The sequence below is a fragment of the Aliivibrio wodanis genome (genome assembly GCF_052920805.1).
In genome coordinates this window covers 596,517-616,395 of sequence record NZ_JBREXA010000002.1, presented here as the reverse complement: position 1 = coordinate 616,395, position 19,879 = coordinate 596,517, and the positions used below count along the sequence as shown (strand labels likewise).

Here is a 19,879-nt window from a genome sequence, read left to right as displayed (position 1 = left end):
GGTTACCAACCTCGATAACGATAAATAAGAAAGATGAAATAAGGCGCGCCAATCACAGAGGTAAGTACACCAGCAGGCAGTTCAATCGGTGGTTGTAATCCTCTTGCCAGTCCGTCAGCACAAGTCACTAGAATCGCGCCTAACAATGCAGAGCTAGGGACCAATAATTTATGATTGTGTCCAAATAATAAACGAGCTAAATGAGGAGCTAATAGACCCACAAAACTGATCGTCCCTGCAACCGAAACACTGATACTGGCAAGTAATACTGCGGCCAACAACGCGAAAGCCTGTATCTGTTTTGGCTTAGTACCAAGTGTTGTCGCACTTTCTTCCCCAAGTCCCATCACATCCAAACGCCAAGCCAACCAAAACGCGATTGGCAATAGCAAGAGTAATGCACTCCAAATAAAGGGCACTTGTTGCCAGTTTCGCCCCCAAAGGCTACCTGTTAGCCATACCATCGCCGTGTTGATCTCAATGGGATTAGTGACAAGTAAGAAGTCGATGCAACTGGCAAGAAATGCACTCACTGCAATACCAATTAACGCTAATTTTGCAGGGGTTGGTTTTGTCCACCATGCCAGTGCTGCAATCAGCACAGCGGCGAAAACCCCACCGAACATTGCAATCAGAGGAAGCATACTAATTGGTGCATTAGGAAACAAAACTAAGCTCGCTGTCGCGGCAAGCCCTGCCCCTGCACTGATCCCCATGAGATCAGGGGATGCTAGCGGATTACGTATCACTCCTTGAACTAATACGCCAGAGAGCCCTAACCCTGCTCCCACACCAATGGCAAGTAACATACGCGGAAATCGATATTGATGAATAATAAAATCATCACTGGAAAACGTGATTAAATGTTCAACAACTTGAGATACAGAAAGTGAAGCAGCGCCAACAAACAAACCTGTGGATGCCACTATCAACAACAGCCCAAACAACAAGACAATCTTCGTCTGGTGGGTCATCATGACCTCCTCGTCGCAATCAAAATAAAACAAGGCGTTCCAAGCAATGCAGTAATAACACCAACGGGCGTTTCAGTTGGGAAAGCAATCGCTCGTGATAACGCATCTGACCATGCCACCAACGCTGCGCCAACCAATGCGGAAATTGGAATAAGTAAATGGTAATTATGACCCACTATAGGCCTAACAAGATGAGGGACTAATAAACCCACAAAACCAATAGGCCCAGCAATAGCAACACTCGAACCAGCAAGTAGCACAATAGTCATTCCGCTAACAATACGAGTAAGCCAAATGTTACTCCCCAATCCAACGGCAACCTCTTCTCCAAGAGCCAACAAATTAAGGTTACGAGCAAGACTCATTGCTAATATCAAACCAATCAATACTGGCGGCCAAAGCTGCTGCCATTGTTCAGAGTTCACACTAGACAATGAGCCTGTAAGCCAGTGCAACACGCTATAAGCCATATCATCAGCAAGGATCAGTGCCGCTCGCGTTAAACCAACAAGTAACGCGCTGATGGCAATACCAGCCAAAACCAAACGTAAAGGATGTGAACGAGAAGAAAAAAATCCTCCAAGAAGCATCACGGTAACACCACTTAATAACGCACCACAAACGGCATTGAGGATTGGATTGATTGCACTAACCAAAGGTATACCAATTGCGGCTAACGCCATAAAACAAGCCGCACCAGCGTTAATCCCGAGAATCGAAGGAGACGCGAGCGGGTTACGCGTTAACCCCTGCATCAATAACCCCGAAACAGCCAAACTTGCCCCAATCAATAATCCTGCGTAAGCTCTTGGCGCTCTTAATGTCGCTAAGATTTGATGAGTCATATTTCTTTCATCAAACGCAAACCAGTACTGAATCAAATCATTAAACGTTAGCGAAAAATTAGACCACCCCAACATAGAAGCCATGTAACCAGAGAGCGCTAGGCTCGATACCAGCATCGTAAACAAGAGCCCTCGCCACTGAAGTATCGACTGACGTTGGTTATTAATATCAAGTTTACTACCAGAAAGCAGCAAAGAGCTCATGATCGATCCAAAATCTGCTCAAGATTTCGAGCTATTTGCTCAGCAGCCAACATACCTCGATTCAATGACCAAAGCTCAGGTGAAACCTCGATAAGTTGTTTCTTTTTCTCCGATGTTAGTGCATTAAATAGCGAATTTTTTTGCCAATCGTCGACAATATTCGGGTGAGAATAAGCCCCTAGAAGTAGCCAATCTGGGTTGGTTTTCAGTAATAACTCAAAACTGGTTGGTAAATACGCTTTTTCTGTTGATGCAACAAGTGGACTGGCAATGCCCAATGCGGTGAGCACTCCTCCTGCGTAAGAGGCAGGGCTATGTAACCACATACCTTTGTCCGACACCACGGCAAATTGGATGGTTTCCTTAAGGGAAAAATGACTTTTGAAGTCAGCCATCGCCTGTTGATGCTGTTGAATTCTCAGCTCCATCTCTGATAGCCTATCAACAGCTATTCCAATCTTGAGTGCGGACTTCAAATTCTCTTGATAAGTCTCACCTCGGCTTTTTAACAGTAGTGTAGGCGCGATGCGTTGTAAATCTTGATAGACCGTACGATGGCGCTCAGCATCAGCAATGATCAGATCGGGCTTTAATACTGCAATGGCTTCTAAGCTCGGTTGAGAACGCATACCAACCGATTTCCATGGTTGAATCAATTCACGCACCGCAGGAATCACTCGCGAAGCATCATTGTCGTCAGCCACACCAACAGGAGAAACCCCCACAGCAGCTAAGGCATCCACAAATGAGAATTCCAACACGACAATACGTTGTGGCGTTGTGGCGATCTCAAACTGACCTTGCTCGTCTTGTATTACTCGCGAGCTTGCTGAACTCGAAAATGAGAGCAAGCTAAAAAATAATGAAGCAAAAATTACCACCAATCCGTTCAATGACAAAAGTCGAGAATTATTTTTCATATTTAATTTCCTTTAACACTAAAGCGGTTAAAGTCACCAATTATTATTGGCGACTTTTATTTATATTTAGTTTCAATTAGTTACGTTCTAAAACTGGTAATTTAGATCCAAAGTGTAAGATCGTCCTGGAGCGGGATAACGACCTACAGGGCTAGTATCAATACCGCGGAAATAGTAATCCTCATCAAGCAGGTTGTTTACTGCGACATTCATGCGTAGCTTGCCACTTTCATCCTTGTATAAATCGGAACCTAGATTGAAATTCCATACCATATACGCAGGTACTTTACCTTTCGCACCCGTTGCATCCTCAGCGCTTGTATTCGCATTATCAGAGTAAGCCTCACTGAAATAGTAACCAGATAGCGTAGTGTCTACCCCCATAAAGGCGTAAGTTGCATCCCAATTCAGTTGGTGTTTAGATGTGTAAGGAAGTTGATTGCCTTTATTTGCGCCATCTTCTTCCATAGTCGCATCCAAGTAGTTATAGCTAGCACCTAAGCTCAGAGCTTGAAGCTTTTGGGGAATATAACGACCAGAAATTTCAATACCTTGGTGAAGCGTTTTACCAATATTATCAAAAGTTTGCGTCGCACTTTGCCATTGCAGCTGATCTTTAAAATCAATACGATAAAGTGCTGCACTAAAACTGGTTGAATCTTGATTGTAACGAGCACCCAGTTCATAGTTCCATGCCAGTTCACTGCCCTCTTCACCTAAACCACGGATATAAGCAATTTGTGGTGCACGCAAAGACTTCTGTGCGTTAACATAGCCGACCCATTGTTCCGTTAGATGGTACGCCACCGTTAAGCCCGGCAACCATTCTGTTACCTTATTATCTGTACTCTGCGCTTTACCCAGATCATCGAACTTCATATCAACTGACTCGTAGCGGATGCCCGGCGTTACCTTTAATGCATCATTAAATAAGCCAATTTCATTGCTGATGTAACCTGCAAAAGCATCGGTATCAAGATGCCAATCACGAGGTACACTTGTCGCACCACCCGCAATTGGAGTTTGAGTCAGCTTGTAATCGATATTTTCGTTGACGTAACGCGCACCCACAATTAAATTTTGCGTCACTGTGTTGCTGTCAAAGTACATCGCTAATTTAGGTTCAACACCATAAACGGTAAACTCACGCGGTGAAGTACGAATGTCAGTTGATGGTAATGCTGGATCCGCCCAGTGACCACCCGCGCCATTAAACCCCCATTGGAAGAATCGTTCAGAACTATGACCAAATGTCAGCACTTCCAATTCAGCACTATCCGCAATATTCAAATCTTGCAGGTATTTCACGCTCCAACGCGTTGATGAACCTTGGTACTCGTCATAAGGTCGTTTTGATTGAGTTCGATCATTCTTATAATCTTCTGGTGATAGCGCTCCTGGCATTTGCGTGTCGGCATCATAGCGCTGAATAAAAGCTTGTAGTTCCTGAGTATCACTCATCAGCCATTGCACTTTAGCTTGGAAGTTTTTTACCTCAGTATCAGAGTGTTCACGGAAACTTTCGCCTTTTAAGAAGTTACCTTCTAGTTGTAATGCAAGCGTATCTGTTAACCAACCACCGGTGCGCAAATAAAAATCGTTAAGTGGTGTATCACCATCTTCAAATACAGTGAGGCGATTACTGATTTCAGTTTCCCAAGAGTTTGGGATAGGCTTTGTCACCAAGTTGATCACACCACCAACGTTGTTCGGTCCGTACTGTACGGCAGCACCGCCACGTACAATATCTATCCGGTCAAGCATAGACAGTGTTGCAGGGAAAATCGACTGTCCGGTGTGACCATAAGGTGCCAACGTTAGTGGGACACCATCCATTAGAAATTGAGCATGACCACTGCGGCTTGCTTTTAAGCCGCGCACCGAGATGTTAGGTAGAACACCCGTGCCAGTTTCATCTTGAACTTTAATTCCAGGAACGCTTTGAAATGCTGAATCAATAGAGAGCGCCGCGGTCTTTTTAATTTGCTCATTAGTAAGAACAGTACGAGCTCCCGGATACTCTTTCACATCCTCGACTTCTGAGTTACCGATTAAACTAGCAGTCACGACAATCGTTTCCATAGTTGTCGTTTCAGGTTCTGATGCAGCGAATGCATTCATGGAAGTTACTGATGCGATGGCTGCCGCAAGTACACTCAGGCGCAGTTTAAGTTGTGCTTGGGGTTGTATTTGAAGTTTACCGTCCAAATTCTGGTAAAACATGAAAATCTCCTATATATAAGCAGGTTAAGGGCAATGATTTTAGAACTGGTATCCGTAACTAAGCATGAATTCTGCTGGCGCACCGTAACCGATCTGATTCAAACCAGACTTGCCATTCGTCGCACCCAGAATATATTCCTCATTCAACACGTTATAAGCATTCGCTTGGATTTTGTGACGGCCTGTAGTGTATGCTGCCATCAAATCGACGGTGGTGTAATCGCCTAAAGCTACAGCTTCATCATTACCCGCATAACGGTCACCTACGTATTTCACACCACCACCCAATCGCCAGTTGTCACCTAATTGATAAGTACTCCAAAGTGAGAACAGGTGATCAGAAACATCATTCGGTTTTTTACCAGTTTCTTTATCTTCCGCATCTAGGTAGCTGTATCCCACCGAAATATCCCACTTATCTGTAAACTGACCACGCGCTTCCAACTCAATACCTTGATGACGGGCTTCAATCTTGTTGATAACATCTCCGTCCACATTGGTTTGTGGTTGTTCTTGATCAATTTGGAAGATCGCCGCGTTTAACATCAACGCATCGTCTAATAAGTAAGCTTTTGCACCCACTTCTTTCAGATCGGTATGGAAAAACTCTGCTAATTTAGGATTAATATAAATGCCAGAGTAAGGTAACTGCCATGAACGAGCCATGCTTGCGTACACTGACATATCATCATTAAGGCGGTAGACTAACCCTGCACGGTAACTCATTTTGTTATCGTCTAAGTTCTCTTTTGCTGCTCCTGCTTTTTGCTGTTCAAGATCCATAGAGTCGTAGCGAACATTACCAATAACAGAAAGATCCCCAAAGGTGTAAACATCTTGAATATAAACGCCAGTCGTCGTTGTCGTATTATCACGGAAAGGTTTAAAGCCCGGATCAGGCGTTGGACCAACGACAGGATCGTAAATATCTTTCGGCGGAAGCGTTTTATCACTTGCCAATGTGAGATCGATATTAATTTGATTATAATCGGCACCGATCATCATTTGGTTAGATTCTGTTTCCCAAACTAATTCCGATTGCAACGTCGTAGTGGTACGAGGGTCATAGCCAAAATTGTTAACGGTTTGAGAAACTTTATCCCCTGTTACTGTGCCCTGACGTGTGCCTTTTTGCTCTAATTCGATATGGCTATAGGATGCACGATTTGTCCATATCCAATTATTACTCAATTGCCACTCGTAATTAACCGCAAGTCGAATATTGTCCGATTCTTGATAATCGTTCGTTCCACCAAAGAAAGTACTGCTCGAAACATCGACAGGCTTACCGTTTTTCGATGGTACACCACGATATGGCACCAACTCTTGATGCGCGTATTCAACATCTAAATCAATAATATGACCTTCAGCAGGCAATACTCGAATAGTAGGAGCAATAAAGAAGTCATTAGAGTCAACATGGTCGACATAAGAGTCCGCTTGTCGATATTCCACGTTGATCCGACCATTGACCTTATCTGTAATTGCCATTGAGTTATCGATCTGCCCAACAAATTGACTATTACTGCCAACGCTGCCGTTAACGCTGGTAAAATTATCGCCGTTAGCCCGCTTAGTAACCAAGTTAATAATGCCTCCAGCAGAGCCTCGGCCATAAAGTGCACCCGCAGGGCCTTTTACCACTTCAACGCGTTCGATATTAGCCAGACTACGATACGATTGCAGCGTCCCGTCATCACGCATGCCATCGCGATACATGTCGTTAAGCGCATCAAAACCACGAATCACAAATTGGTCTCGGCTCCCTTCACCTAAGGTATTATTTACCCCTGCCACACCATCAAGAGCATCGACTAAACGCACTGCACCGCGGTCTTGTATTTCTGTCTTAGTAACCACAGAGACGGCTTGTGGCACATCTAACCACTCGACATCCGTTTTCGTTCCCGATTGCGGCATATGCTCGGCATAACCTTCATATTGATGACCGATAACTAGCATCGTTTCATTCGTTGTTACCTCTTCTGCCGCCAACACATTAGGAGTCACGACTGTTGCCGCCAATGCAGCTCCAATAGCCAAAGTAAGAGGAGATAAAGTCAATTTCATGTTCATTTCTAATTCCATTTCAGTTTATAAAACACCGCCAAGGTGCGAATAAAAACAAATATCATTTGTATTTGCAACTATTAATTTTATGTCTTATATTGATTTCCCTTATAAATCAGAGCGCGAAATTAATGACAAAGTAATCAATAAGATAAAATAATAATTACAAATTCTTACCAAAAATTTGAGTAAATACTGATTGTATTCAGGCAGTAACAACGTTAGGAAAATTAGGAAAAACCCATGAAATCAACAATGATAATCGTAAGTCATGTCGTGAATGATGCCATCATCCACGGCTTCGTACCCGTAGCAAAAGCGATGGGTCTTCACGTCGTTTTGATCACCGACCATAAGCTCAGCCATTTAAAATTGGCCAGTGAAGATAACCAATTCAACCCTGATACCGTTCTGGAATGTGATGTATTCAATCCGCTTGAACTCATAGAAATAATTACCGAAAATGGTCTGAAACCAGATGCCATTTTTAGCAACAGCGACCACCTGCAAACCTCCACGGCTATCTGTGGTCAATTTTTTGATGTACCCGCAAAAGATTGGACCGTCACATTAAATGCAAAGAACAAGCATTTAACCCGCCAAGTATTAAGCGAAAAATCTCTGCCCAACACTCACAGTGCGCTGTTACATCGAGATACCGTGCTTGAACTTAAATTGACCTTCCCTGTCGTTGCTAAGCCTAAAGAAGGTGTCGCTAGCATAGATGTTCAGCGCTGCAACAATAAAGCTGAACTAGACAACTATTGCGATGCGTTTTGGCAAAAACACCCCACGACCCCGATCTTAATAGAAGAGTTTCTACAAGGGCCTCTCATTACGGTAGAAACTTTGGGCGATGGCGAGCAACTGATTGCTCTAGGTGGATTCGATGTAGAGCTTTCGGCTCCTCCTTATTTCATAGAGACTGCGGCTAGTTGGAATGGACCCAATAGCATTCTATATCGTGATGAGTGTGTGAATCAGCTTCAAACATTTGGCGTTGGTTTTGGCATCTGCCATAGCGAATTCATCATTACTGAATTGGGTCCAGTATTAGTCGAAATTAACTATCGCAGTATTGGCGATGGGCGAGAGTTCTTACTCGATAACCTCAGCAGTGGAAATTGGTTCTCCACCATCTTAAATCTTCATCTTGGTAATAAAATTGATCGGGCATTCCACATAAATGGTAGTGCACATATACATTACGTGGTGGCAGAACAAGACGGAATTATTGAAGGTACATCAACCTCTTTCACTCACCAAGAGGGCGATATCGTCACTCAGCAGCAAGTGCTTAAACAGGCGGGAGATATTTTCCGACAAAGCTTCTCCAACAAAGATTACTTAGCAAGAATTTCAATCGTGTCTCCTTCTGAGCAATCCTTAGAATTTACACGCCAACAAGCAATATCTAGCTTTAATCTCACATCAGTCAGCGAGGTGACAGCATGAACGACAACGCTTTATACCTAACTCAACGCTTAATCGACACTTGCCTACGTGAAGACCTCTTTGAATTAGTGTCTCGAAGTAGATTTAACACTGAGCTCCCAAGTAAGCTCAATATCTCTTCCTATCCTCGCGCGCAAACATGGCTTAATTTTACTGGTTTGCATTTTACACTCTACTTACCCGTCACTCCGAGTTATTACATGCAAAGATGGGTATACGGACAACCTGATGGCTCTGGCGGTAATGGTTGGTTTATCGAGAGAAATGACCGTATTGAACAGCAACAGGATTACCATGATTGGATTGGATTACTAAAAGAAAGTGCTGACAAAAGCTCTCACTCGTTGCTAGATAGCTACTTACAAGAACTCGAATGCGCAGAGAAACACAAAGGTATGTGTGATGAAGCCTTCTCTCGACATTCTGAATCACTCATGCAGCCTATCTCGCGTCTGGATCGTTGGGAACAAAAGCTCTTACGTGCTGATCAAATTGCGTCCTACCTCGATCACCCTTACTACCCAACAGCTCGCGCTAAGTTTGGTTTGAGCGATCAAGACCTCAAAGAGTACGCACCAGAGTTTGCACAAAGCTTTACTCTTCGTTGGCTTGCGATTGAAAAGTCACTCGTTACTTTGACCAGCCCACAACCGGAATGCTGGCCGACAATGGAACAAGTGGGAATTCCAGAAGATTTTTCTCTGAGCCATGAACTGTTCCCTGCGCATCCACTAACGCTGCAAAGTCTCTCCTCTTTACCAGAAGGTGTCATTGAAGCACCTCTGGCGTACCTTGATGTCACTCCGACCCTATCGGTACGTACCGTAGTCGTAAAACAAGCACCACATATCCACATCAAAGTGCCATTGATCATGCGCTCATTGGGTACCAAAAACATCCGATTAATCAAGCCATCCACGCTCTATGATGGTCACTGGTTTGAACGCTTGCTAACACACTTAGAACAAAACGATAAAGACTTACACGGCTCGTTTTTTCATTGCAATGAGAAGCACGGCGGCCACGTTGGAGACGATAAAACCTTCGCTTACATCGTGCGTGAATATCCACTGAGTCACTTCCAAGACAAAGCGTTGGTGCCAGTTGCTGCTCTTGCCAGTCCAATGCCTGATGGCCGTTTATTCTTAGAGCATCTTTCCGATCAGTATTATCAACACGACACACTGGCTTGGTTTAAGGATTATGTTGACCTGTTGTGCAAAGTACACCTCACGTTGTGGATCCGCTACGGCATCGCCTTGGAATCGAATCAACAAAACGCCATCATCGCCTTTGATAAGCAAAGTAAGATGACCTTAGCTATGAAAGATAATGATGCCGCGCGTATTTGGCCAGAGCGTTTCCAAGCGTTTGAGCAGCACTCTCCTGTAAAATGCGACCAACTACTAGATCATCGCATCATAGTAGATAACGAACTGGCTCTTGGTCAGATGTTTACCACTATTACTTTGCAATTAGACATAGCTGCAATTGTGGAAGCAATGGCTGAGAAAGGAGTTGCATCTTCGGCTTCGCTATATGCAACGGTCGCAGACAGTCTTTCACAACAACTTTACCAGTTAGGTAACCAAGAGCACGACATCACACTCGCACACAAGATGTTATTTGACTCCCCAAACCTGTACGCCAAGTATTTATTAAGTTCAGGCAGCTTATTATCAAAAGAAGCATCTGGCGCAAGCGATATTAATAAATTCTATGGTTTGTCGGCACCAAACTTCTTGTTGCTTACCAGTGAAGAAGCACAACACGCTTATCTTGAAACCATCAAGCAGAGCGTGAGTTAATTCATAATGACCAAACTCATCTATTGCGTGCTGCTCTGCCACTTTATTGCGGCGTTTGCAGCCTTGGGAATGCCTCTGTTTTTACCGATGGTTTTACCGACACTTGACGCGAACATCGATACCGATTGGGCGGGGATATTATTTATTCTACCTACCTTTTGCACTGCTGTGGCGGCTCGTTTTTGGGGACAATTTGCCGATAAATATGGCAGACGTCGCTCTTTATTGCGTGCTCAACTCGGACTTGCAACAGGCTTCGCACTGTGTGGTTTAGCAGATAACCTAACGATGTTTGTTTTTGGTCTTATCGTTCAAGGAACCTTTGGTGGCACCATGGCCGCCTCAAATAGCTATTTATCTAGCCAAATTCAAGATGCAAAAACACTGGGTAAGTCACTAAATAAGACTCAGCTTTCTGCCCGTTTAGCGTTAATCATTGCGCCGATTGGGTTAGGTTGGAGTTTATCAGAAACCAACCCACTTAACGCCTATCTTTGGCTCTCCGCTTTACCTTTATTGGCGCTAGCGATCACCTTAACACTACCAGCCGATCCCCTTGAAAAAAGAAAAACTAAAAAAGACCAATCATCTAATGAAAATCAATGCACTCAAGTTCAACCATTAAGTGCCCTTTATTGGGTATTTGGTGCACAATTTAGTTTTGCTTTTGCCATGGTAGTCACGTTCCCTTATTTCTCACCTTATGTGCAGCAATACGGCGTGACAAATCAAGCATGGATTGGTTTTTTATACGCTCTACCACATGGTATCTACTTGATCTTTGCTTGGAAAGTTCATCTATTCTCAGAATTGATTAATCGACACCATCCACAGTGTATTTTGTGGCTAGGGTTTATCTTGCTGTCATTCAGCGCGGCAATGCATCTTATTTCTTATCAAGCAATGCTGATTGTTGCTCGCATTGTCTTTGGCCTTGGCATGGTCTGCTGTTATCACGGCTTACACCAAGCTTTAGCAAACCAAATTGATCGACGACAAAGCGGCAAAGTGTTTTCACGCTTTGATGCCATGTCTAAATGGGGCGGAGTTGGAGCAGGGTTAAGTGCATCTTTCGTCTCAAGTTTAGGTTGGCTTGAGGTTCCTTTCTTACTTTCTACGTTGGTCAGTAGCAGTACCGTTATTGCGCTGATCATCCATTCAAAATTTGGACATAAAAATGTTATTCACTCAATTACTTCCGACTGAACATTCAGCTAAAAACACAGAACTTTTAAGCCGTAAAAAAATGCTTTTCAATCGTGAAAAAGCCCAAATCAATACTATTATGGGTGTGGTTAACTGCTATTTACGTGAATACGCAATACCGAAAGATCAAGTCGATTGGCACTTTAGCTCTGCCTCTCTGCCTCAAACTCTGAAAAAAAATTATTGTGCTCATCAACGTGTAGCTATTCACTTACCTCACCAAAACCAATCTCAGAAGAATGGTTTGTTGGTTTTACCCGTTGAGTACATCAGTAAACTGGGAAAAATAAAACTCAGTGATACACCTTGGGCTAAAATGCCCGGCACAACTTGGTGCAAACTGGATGCAACGCAAACTCTGACACTTCTACTCAATTATCTAAAACAGGTGTTAGTGATTCCATTCAATCACGAGTTAGTCGAACAAATGGAAAACAGCTTGTTGATCACCGAACAGTTCCTCAATCTAGGCAATACCTCTCAGTATCACAATGCGTTTATCGCATCAGAACAATCATTGCTATGGGGGCATACTTTTCATCCCACGCCAAAGAGTCGCTCAGGTGTCAGTATCGATGATTTACTCTCTTGCTCCCCTGAGGTTGGAGCTAAAGTTCCTCTGTATTGGTTTGAAGTCGATACCGCGCTGCTCGATGTCTTGAGCTCAGACAATCGAACTTCACCACAAAAAATGCTGGAACAACTCGCACCAGAAAAGAGTCATTCTGCGGCAACCATGCTTTATCCCTGCCACCCTTGGGAAAATTACACCCTTTTACAAAATCCAGCGGTCAAACGAGCTATCGAACAAGGGAGAATTACTCCTCTGGGTTTAGGTGGTGAAAAGCTCTTACCCACCTCATCGGTACGCACTCTTTATCACCCTGATATGGATTGGTTCGCTAAATTTTCTATCAACGTACGTTTGACTAACTGTGTACGTAAAAATGCATGGTATGAACTCGATAGTGCGGTTCAATTAACCTCGATTCTTCATCCAATAAAAGAAAGCGAACAGCTACACAACCCTGTATTTAAAGTAATGACAGAGCCTTACGCCACCACATTAAATCTAGATTCCATCCCCAAGCAGCAACATAGCGATATCATAAAAGCTCGTGAATCATTTGGTATTTTATATAGAGAAAACTTCACCTTGAGTGAAACTGATATCTTGCAACCAACTTTAGCCGGAGCCCTCTTTGCCTACGACAAAGACGGAAACAGTTGCATCGCTACTCAACTCAAACATAAGGCAAAATCAACACAAAACCAGTATAAAAGTGTAGCAATATTATGGTTCGAGCGTTATTTACATTGTTTAATCCCGGGTATATTTAACTACTACTTTAAGCATGGTGTGGCGTTTGAACCTCATTTACAAAATACGTTGATTGGTTTTGAAAAAGATATGCCATGCTGTGTATGGATTCGAGACTTAGAAGGCACCAAATTACTGCCAGAGTTTTGGTCGCCAGATACTCTACATCAACTATCTGATCGTGCTCGTCAATCTGTTTACTACAGCCGTGAACAAGGCTGGAATCGTATCGGTTACTGCACTTTCATTAACAACATCAGTGAAGCTATTTTCTTTATCGCAGAGGGGAATTCAGTACTTGAAGAGGCATTATGGGAAGCATTAAAAGACGCCATTACTCGCTGGCAGTCAATCAATGGTAAACAACCCGAATTGATTGCATTACTCAATGGTGGCTACTTCCCAAGTAAAAATAACTTCACAACACGTTTGATGAGAAATGCCGATAAAGAATCTGGCTACACTCAAGTTTCGGTGCCCTGGACAACAAAAAAGCAAGGAGGTTCTCATGCCTAATTCTCGCCTGCTCCCTACACATATTCAGCAAGAAATTCAGCGACTGGCAGAACAGCAAGTGCAACCACTGTGTGCTTATCTGTATGACCTTAACGCATTAGAACTGCATATCAAACAGATGCGCCATGTCTTACCGAGAAACGTTGAGCTATTTTATGCCGCAAAAGCGAATCCTTCTGCACCAATATTACGAACTCTAGCTCCTTATGTTGATGGTTTTGAAGCGGCGTCAGGTGGAGAGCTTACTCACCTACACCAACAACAACTCAACCAACCACTAATTTTTGGTGGCCCAGGAAAAATGCCAAGTGAATTAAAACAAGCGATAGAACTCAATGTTGATGCAATTCATGTAGAAAGCCTCACAGAGTTGCAACGCATTGGTATACTGACGGAGGAGTTAAATCGCCCAGCCTCGATCTTCCTACGTATGAATATCGACATTGGTGATATCACACTTAGTAAATTAGCCATGGGCGGAAAACCGACCCCGTTTGGTTTAGATGAGAATGAGTTAAACAATGCGCTGATATACTTACGTGATTTCCCCTTAATAAAGCTAAAAGGTTTCCACTTCCACTTGATGTCACACCAACTTGACGTCAAACGCCACCTCGCCTTAATGCAACGTTATTTCCAAGTGGTGAAATCTTGGAAAAATACATTTTCACTCGATGAGCTGACAATTAATCTCGGCGGAGGTATGGGGATCAATTATCAAGATCCTAAACAGCATTTTCCATGGATGGAGTTTTGTGACAAATTGGAATTTTTGATTGCCAAAGAGCAACTACAAGATTGGACACTGCGCTTTGAGTGTGGGCGCTACATCTCTGCATTTTGCGGCTACTACGTAATGGAAGTGCTAGATATTAAACAAAATCTTGGCGAGAATTTTGTGATCGCACGCGGCGGTACTCATCACTTTCGCACGCCCGCAGCACAAAACCATGATCACCCTTTTTCGATTGTGGAAAGTAACCTGAAACCCGAAATTTCACATTCGATAAGCCATGCTACGGCCACGCTGGTTGGTCAGCTATGTACACCAAAAGATGTCCTAGCACGAAATCAATATATTGAGCATATCGACATCGGTGATTATGTGATCTTTTCTCTAGCAGGAGCTTACGCTTGGAATATTTCACACCAAAACTTTTTAATGCACGAGCCTCCTGTGTTCCATTACTTCTAATTTTAAGTGTAACTTGATATAACAGTGGTACAGTGAATTTTTCCACCTAGGTAGAAATGATATAATTATTTCTACCTAGGTAATTACATTCATTGCTATATCAGCCAACTCTCTTACTTCAACTAACATAGCTTTATCTTTCAAATCATTATTACCTTCAAATATACAAAATTTCTTACAAATCTTCGAGCTACATTAAGGTACTGCATATTGTTAAGGGTTTCTTTAAAATATATACTCATTAAATAACGATCAATCAAATCTCCACGGAAAGCCTATGTTCACTAAAGAAAAAGCTTCACGAAGTAACTTGAAGATCAGAAAGCAACTTGATTATAGTTGGCTAATAATGCGACAAGACACTTCAAAATCTTTGGTGACAATTGATGGTATTATTGATGACTGCGATGTTGATCAGGCCTTACTTGCCGAATGCAAGCTTCATTATGGCTGGTGTTCTTTACATGATGGTGACGCACAAAAAGCAATCGAATATTTTCTAGAATCCATTCATATCAATAAGCTGTTAAATGAAAAAGAAGAGATAATTCGAGGTCTTAATGGACTTGGTGCCGCCTATTCTGAATTTAGTCTTTATCAATCAACGATTGATGCTTTTAAGCAAGCCTTAGAATACTCAGCAGACTTAAATAAACCATTACTCAGCGTTCCAGTGAGGTTAAACATCTTAAGCCTCTATTTAGAGAGCTATGATTTTACGTCATTATATAAAGAACTAACAAATTTCAATCAAATTATCGAAAAATACGATCTTATTAAACAGATACCAGATGATAACCTATCCGTTTTATATTCATACAGTGCTGCAGCTGAGCAAGAAAAAAATGCTTTATCTAAAGCAAGTCAGCTTTTAACACAAGCAAAACGATTAGCGATTCAAAGTAAAAACCCAAATGCTCTATTTTTCGTAGAACAATACATTGCAAAACAACTCAGTCTTACCAATCAACCTGAAGCCTCGATGACACTGTACCAAGATCTGTTAAAGAAATATAACTACGACACGATGGGTGTTTCTTACTACTGCATGGTATATCAATACTCTTCTGCCCTCGTTGATTTAGGAGAGTTAAATAAAGCTATTTCTGTTTTGTCTGAACTCATTACGGACTACAATCCTAAATATGTTCCTTACTCTATTATTAAATCACACGAACTATTAGGGCATTGCTATTCAGAAATAGTCAACCATGTCGATGGCTATCTCTACCTCAAGAAAAGCAATCACTTACAAAAAAAAATGACTGACTTTGATGGCCAGCAACAAATCGCACTGCTTGAACAAAGTTCAAAAATAGAATCTTTAAGCCAGCAAGCTCATTCAGAAAAAGTGATGAGAAAAAAACTCGAAAAACTTCATGAAAGTATGTTGCTAATAGAGCGTATAGGAAAAAACATAGCCTCTTCCCTTAAAATGTCTGAGATTGTTAGCATCTTATTTAAAGACTTTCAACAGCATATTGGCATTAACAACATTGCAATTGGTTTATTTGATGGAAATAAAACACTTATTTTTGAACACGTTATTGAAAGTGGCGTTAAAACGGAGGGATTCACTCTTTCATTAGAGCAAGAAGATAGCCACTGCATTGATTGTTTTAAACAACAGAAAACATTACTACCAGATGAATACCAAATTATCCCATAACGATGGTTACCTTAGTGATACAACCATCATGAAATCGGCTATTTATCTACCCTTACATTTAAACAATCAAGAATTAGGCATTTGGACTCTTCAAAGTACGAGATCTGATATATTTACTCCCCAGCTAACACAACTATTAGAAAGTGCTACCAGCTATTTAAGTATTGCAATTAGTAATAGTTTATCTCATCAAAAAATTATCGAACTACGTGATAAGGTCGAAGATGAAAAACGACAAGTTGAGTATCTTGCCAACCATGATGGTTTAACCAATCTACCAAATCGAAGGCAGTTACTTCATATCATTGAACAGAAAATAAAACATTCACCATTATTGTCTTTTTTCTTAGTCTATATCGATTTAAATAACTTTAAGCCAATTAATGATACCTATGGTCATACTGTTGGCGATAATGTACTTATTGAGTTTGGACATAGAGTACAGACTTTAATGCTGGGCGATAATTTTTGCGCCCGAATTGGCGGAGATCTGAATTTGTTTTGTATTTCTCATCGAGCAAAGAAATACCAACGGTTGAACTGCTGATCGAGCAACTAAGACATGAAATAGGCCTTCCATTAACGGTAAATGATTTACCTTTATCCATATCTGCAAGTATCGGTGTTGCACAATATCCTATTGATGGAAAAAATACAGATTCCCTATTACAGTATGCAGATAATAATATGTATTTAAATAAGCACAGCTAAGTTCTAATTATTAGAATCTAAAATATAGCCCTTTTCACTACTAATCTTAGTATCAACAGCCATAAAGGACTATAACAATAATTCTCTGGTTTATTCCTAATATGCAATAATTGTTTAAAAAACAAGAATTAGAAAAAATACAACTAACTGAAATACCGCTGCTATACTTGAGTAAATTCATAATGAGAAGAGTATCAATGAAAACTCCTATTATATTGCTTCTTTACTTATTATTACCACTGCAAGTTATGGCAACAGAGATAGCGCTGTTTGTGCCACGTCAGTGAGACCCCATTTTGGCAATCTCATATCAAATTTGTTCAAGCCGCTGCCAATGATCTCAATATTGACCTAAAAGTTTATGATGCAAATAACCAGTCACAAACTATGCTACGGCAGGTTACTGAAGCAAGTAAGCAAGGAGTCGATGGGATCTTGTTTATGAATTATGAACAAGTCGGAGAACAAGTTTTAGAAATAACCGACCGTCATAATATACCTAGTATTCTTTACAATACTGGCTTTATTTCTGACGACCTACTACCCCGTACAAAATACCGAACTTGGATCGGTAGTATCATACCTGATGATCAAAAATCAGGCGCTCAATTAGCAGAGCAGCTTTTAGTTATGGCTGATGTTCATAAACTTGAAAAAGTAAATATGTTAGTCATTAATGGGAATCTTAAAGAAGTATCAGCTCAACAGCGTAATCAAGGACTTTATCAATTCATCAAGCATCAATCTAGAGTATCTATAGTTGCAGAAGATCATACCGGTTCAAATTGGAGCAGAACCGAAGCTAAACGCATCTTTAAAACACATTATCAACAACACCCTGAAATCAATATGGTATGGGCCGCTTCAGACGAAATAGCTCTAGGAGTAAAAGCAGCAATCACAGAGCTAGCTATACCTGTCGATAATATTATTATTGGCGGTATTGATTGGCAACCAGAAGCGCTTCAAGCAATTAAAGATGGTGCACCCTATGTTTCGATCGGCGGTCATTTTTCTGAAGCAGCATGGGGATTAATCTTACTCAATGACTACCTTAATGGCCTTGATTTTGCCTCGGAATCAACCCAGTTCCACTCTCGTATGTTTGCAATTAATAGTCAAAACATAGATATGCTTCAAACCCTTATTAGTGATACTTGGCAACGTATTGACTTCACAGCACTATCAAAAAATCAGCAGGGAAACACATTCTATAACTTCAGTATTAAATACTTATTAGATACCTACTACAAAGGGACTAAAGCGCTAAAACTAACAAATGAAGAGATAACCTGGCTAAAACAGCATAATAGCCTTAAGCTAGCTATCGACATCAACTGGCCACCGTTTGAGTTTGTTAATAACCAAGATATATATCAAGGGATCTCTGCTGATTATATCGCCCTTATTTCAAAACGCTTAGGTATAGAGCTAGTTCCTAGCATTAATATGAACTGGCTAGACGTTGTTCAAGCCGCGAAGCGACGAGAGTTAGATGTCTTCCCTGCCCTAGCTATCACTTCAAGTCGCTTAGAGTATCTCAATTTTACTCGTCCCTATCTTAGTTTTCCGATGATGATTATTACCAATCAAGATATTCCTTATGTTCCTGACATTAAGACATTAAACGGTAAAGAAATTGTGGTCGTTAAAGGGTATGCCTCCCACGAGTTACTTCTTAAAAATCATCCAAAGATTAAGCTACTTACCGTCAATAATGTTTCGGAGGCACTTGAAGCAGTCTCTTCTGGTCGAGTGTCTGCCTATGTAGGTAATATCGCTACCGCCAATTACGTGATGGCGCGAGATGGGTATACAAATTTAAAGATCTCAGGAGCGACACCGTATCGTTTCGATCTCAGTATGGCCGTTCGTAACGACTGGCCCATTTTTCACAGTATCTTACAAAAAGCACTCGATTCACTTTCCGAAGAAGAAAAGAAGTCCATTTATTCTCGTTGGGTAACATTACGTTATGAGCACTCTGTCGATTATGGACTCGTTTGGAAGATCGTCCTCGCGTCATTATTAGTGCTGATGCTACTCAGTTACTGGACTCATAAGCTCTCAACTCTAAATCAGAAATTAAATTATGAAGTCACAGAGCGAAAACAGATCGAAAAACAACTTCGTGAAGAAAAGAAAAAGATTGAAAAACTAGCCATTACCGATTCCTTAACAGGCTTATTTAACCGTCGCCATTACAATCAAATATTACCTGCTGAGATTAACAGGGCTCATCGCAGTAAAGATTGGCTCAGTTTTGTTATTTTAGATATTGATTACTTTAAACAATACAATGATAACTATGGTCACCATAATGGAGATCATCAACTGATCTCACTCGCTAATACTCTAAAATCAAAGTGCCACAGAGCATCAGATTATTGCTTTAGATTAGGAGGAGAAGAATTCGGGATTATTTTCTCAGGCTTAACCCCTGAAGAAGCAACATCATTTGTTGAAGAGTTTAGAATAGCTATCGAAAGGTTACAGATAGAACATAAATACAGTCACACTGCACCTGTTCTGACTGCTTCATTCGGTTTAGTTACAACCAAAGAGCCTAGATGCAAAATGGAACATCTCTATGAAACCGCAGACGCCGCTTTATACCGTGCTAAAGAGGCCGGACGTAATCAAGTTATTACAGAAATAATATGAAGGCTCTAATATGCCTTTAAGTTCCCTAAAGGCACTTTACTTTATTTATGCACCATTTATGTTTAACATTTCTCATTCATTTGTCTTTTATCTTTACT

At 41.4% G+C, this 19,879-nt stretch carries 14 protein-coding genes; 9 read left to right on the top strand and 5 right to left on the bottom strand.

What is annotated here, in order from left to right:
- Positions 1-2: 2 nt before the first annotated feature.
- The 5 genes from ACU5DF_RS10690 to ACU5DF_RS10670 all read right to left on the bottom strand — a co-directional run bounded on the left by ACU5DF_RS10690 (position 3) and on the right by ACU5DF_RS10670 (position 7,242).
- A complete protein-coding gene (locus ACU5DF_RS10690) occupies positions 3-974 on the bottom strand; it encodes a FecCD family ABC transporter permease (protein ID WP_446714224.1) in 972 nt (323 codons plus the stop codon).
- Entirely contained in the window at positions 974-2,023 is a 1,050-nt protein-coding gene (locus ACU5DF_RS10685; protein WP_446712831.1) for a FecCD family ABC transporter permease, read from the bottom strand. The genes ACU5DF_RS10690 and ACU5DF_RS10685 overlap by 1 nt, the downstream gene beginning before the upstream one ends.
- Positions 2,020-2,943, bottom strand: coding sequence for a Fe(3+) dicitrate ABC transporter substrate-binding protein (locus ACU5DF_RS10680; protein WP_446712830.1), 924 nt, complete (start codon positions 2,941-2,943; stop codon positions 2,020-2,022). The genes ACU5DF_RS10685 and ACU5DF_RS10680 overlap by 4 nt, the downstream gene beginning before the upstream one ends.
- An 87-nt stretch (positions 2,944-3,030) precedes the next feature.
- Entirely contained in the window at positions 3,031-5,166 is a 2,136-nt protein-coding gene (locus tag ACU5DF_RS10675; RefSeq protein WP_446712829.1) for a TonB-dependent receptor family protein, read from the bottom strand.
- Positions 5,167-5,205: 39 nt separating this feature from the next.
- Positions 5,206-7,242 (bottom strand): TonB-dependent receptor, encoded by a 2,037-nt coding sequence (locus ACU5DF_RS10670; protein WP_446712828.1) that lies wholly within the window; start codon positions 7,240-7,242, stop codon positions 5,206-5,208.
- Positions 7,243-7,479: 237 nt separating this feature from the next.
- Here ACU5DF_RS10670 and ACU5DF_RS10665 point away from each other — a divergent pair, with 237 nt between their 5' ends.
- The 9 genes from ACU5DF_RS10665 (at position 7,480) to ACU5DF_RS10625 (ending at position 19,781) form a co-directional block, all read left to right on the top strand.
- Complete coding sequence (locus ACU5DF_RS10665) at positions 7,480-8,691, top strand: ATP-grasp domain-containing protein (RefSeq protein ID WP_446712827.1); 1,212 nt, start codon at positions 7,480-7,482, stop codon at positions 8,689-8,691.
- Positions 8,688-10,499: an IucA/IucC family protein gene (locus tag ACU5DF_RS10660; protein WP_446712826.1), complete on the top strand. Its 1,812-nt coding sequence runs from the start codon at positions 8,688-8,690 to the stop codon at positions 10,497-10,499. Before ACU5DF_RS10665 ends, ACU5DF_RS10660 begins: the two co-directional genes overlap by 4 nt.
- Before the next feature lie 6 nt (positions 10,500-10,505).
- Complete coding sequence (locus ACU5DF_RS10655) at positions 10,506-11,705, top strand: MFS transporter (protein ID WP_446712825.1); 1,200 nt, start codon at positions 10,506-10,508, stop codon at positions 11,703-11,705.
- A complete protein-coding gene (locus ACU5DF_RS10650) occupies positions 11,677-13,542 on the top strand; it encodes an IucA/IucC family protein (RefSeq protein ID WP_446712824.1) in 1,866 nt (621 codons plus the stop codon). Before ACU5DF_RS10655 ends, ACU5DF_RS10650 begins: the two co-directional genes overlap by 29 nt.
- Positions 13,535-14,737 (top strand): type III PLP-dependent enzyme, encoded by a 1,203-nt coding sequence (locus tag ACU5DF_RS10645; protein WP_446712823.1) that lies wholly within the window; start codon positions 13,535-13,537, stop codon positions 14,735-14,737. The genes ACU5DF_RS10650 and ACU5DF_RS10645 overlap by 8 nt, the downstream gene beginning before the upstream one ends.
- A 277-nt stretch (positions 14,738-15,014) precedes the next feature.
- A complete protein-coding gene (locus tag ACU5DF_RS10640; RefSeq protein WP_446712822.1) occupies positions 15,015-16,406 on the top strand; it encodes a tetratricopeptide repeat protein in 1,392 nt (463 codons plus the stop codon).
- Positions 16,384-16,953, top strand: a complete 570-nt coding sequence (locus ACU5DF_RS10635) for a diguanylate cyclase domain-containing protein (RefSeq protein ID WP_446712821.1) — start codon at positions 16,384-16,386, stop codon at positions 16,951-16,953. The genes ACU5DF_RS10640 and ACU5DF_RS10635 overlap by 23 nt, the downstream gene beginning before the upstream one ends.
- Positions 16,875-17,117: a diguanylate cyclase domain-containing protein gene (locus ACU5DF_RS10630; protein ID WP_446712820.1), complete on the top strand. Its 243-nt coding sequence runs from the start codon at positions 16,875-16,877 to the stop codon at positions 17,115-17,117. The genes ACU5DF_RS10635 and ACU5DF_RS10630 overlap by 79 nt, the downstream gene beginning before the upstream one ends.
- Positions 17,118-17,387: 270 nt before the next feature.
- Positions 17,388-19,781 carry a diguanylate cyclase gene (locus ACU5DF_RS10625; RefSeq protein ID WP_446712819.1) on the top strand — a complete coding sequence of 798 codons (2,394 nt, stop codon included), beginning with the start codon at positions 17,388-17,390 and terminating at the stop codon, positions 19,779-19,781.
- Positions 19,782-19,879 lie beyond the last annotated feature (98 nt).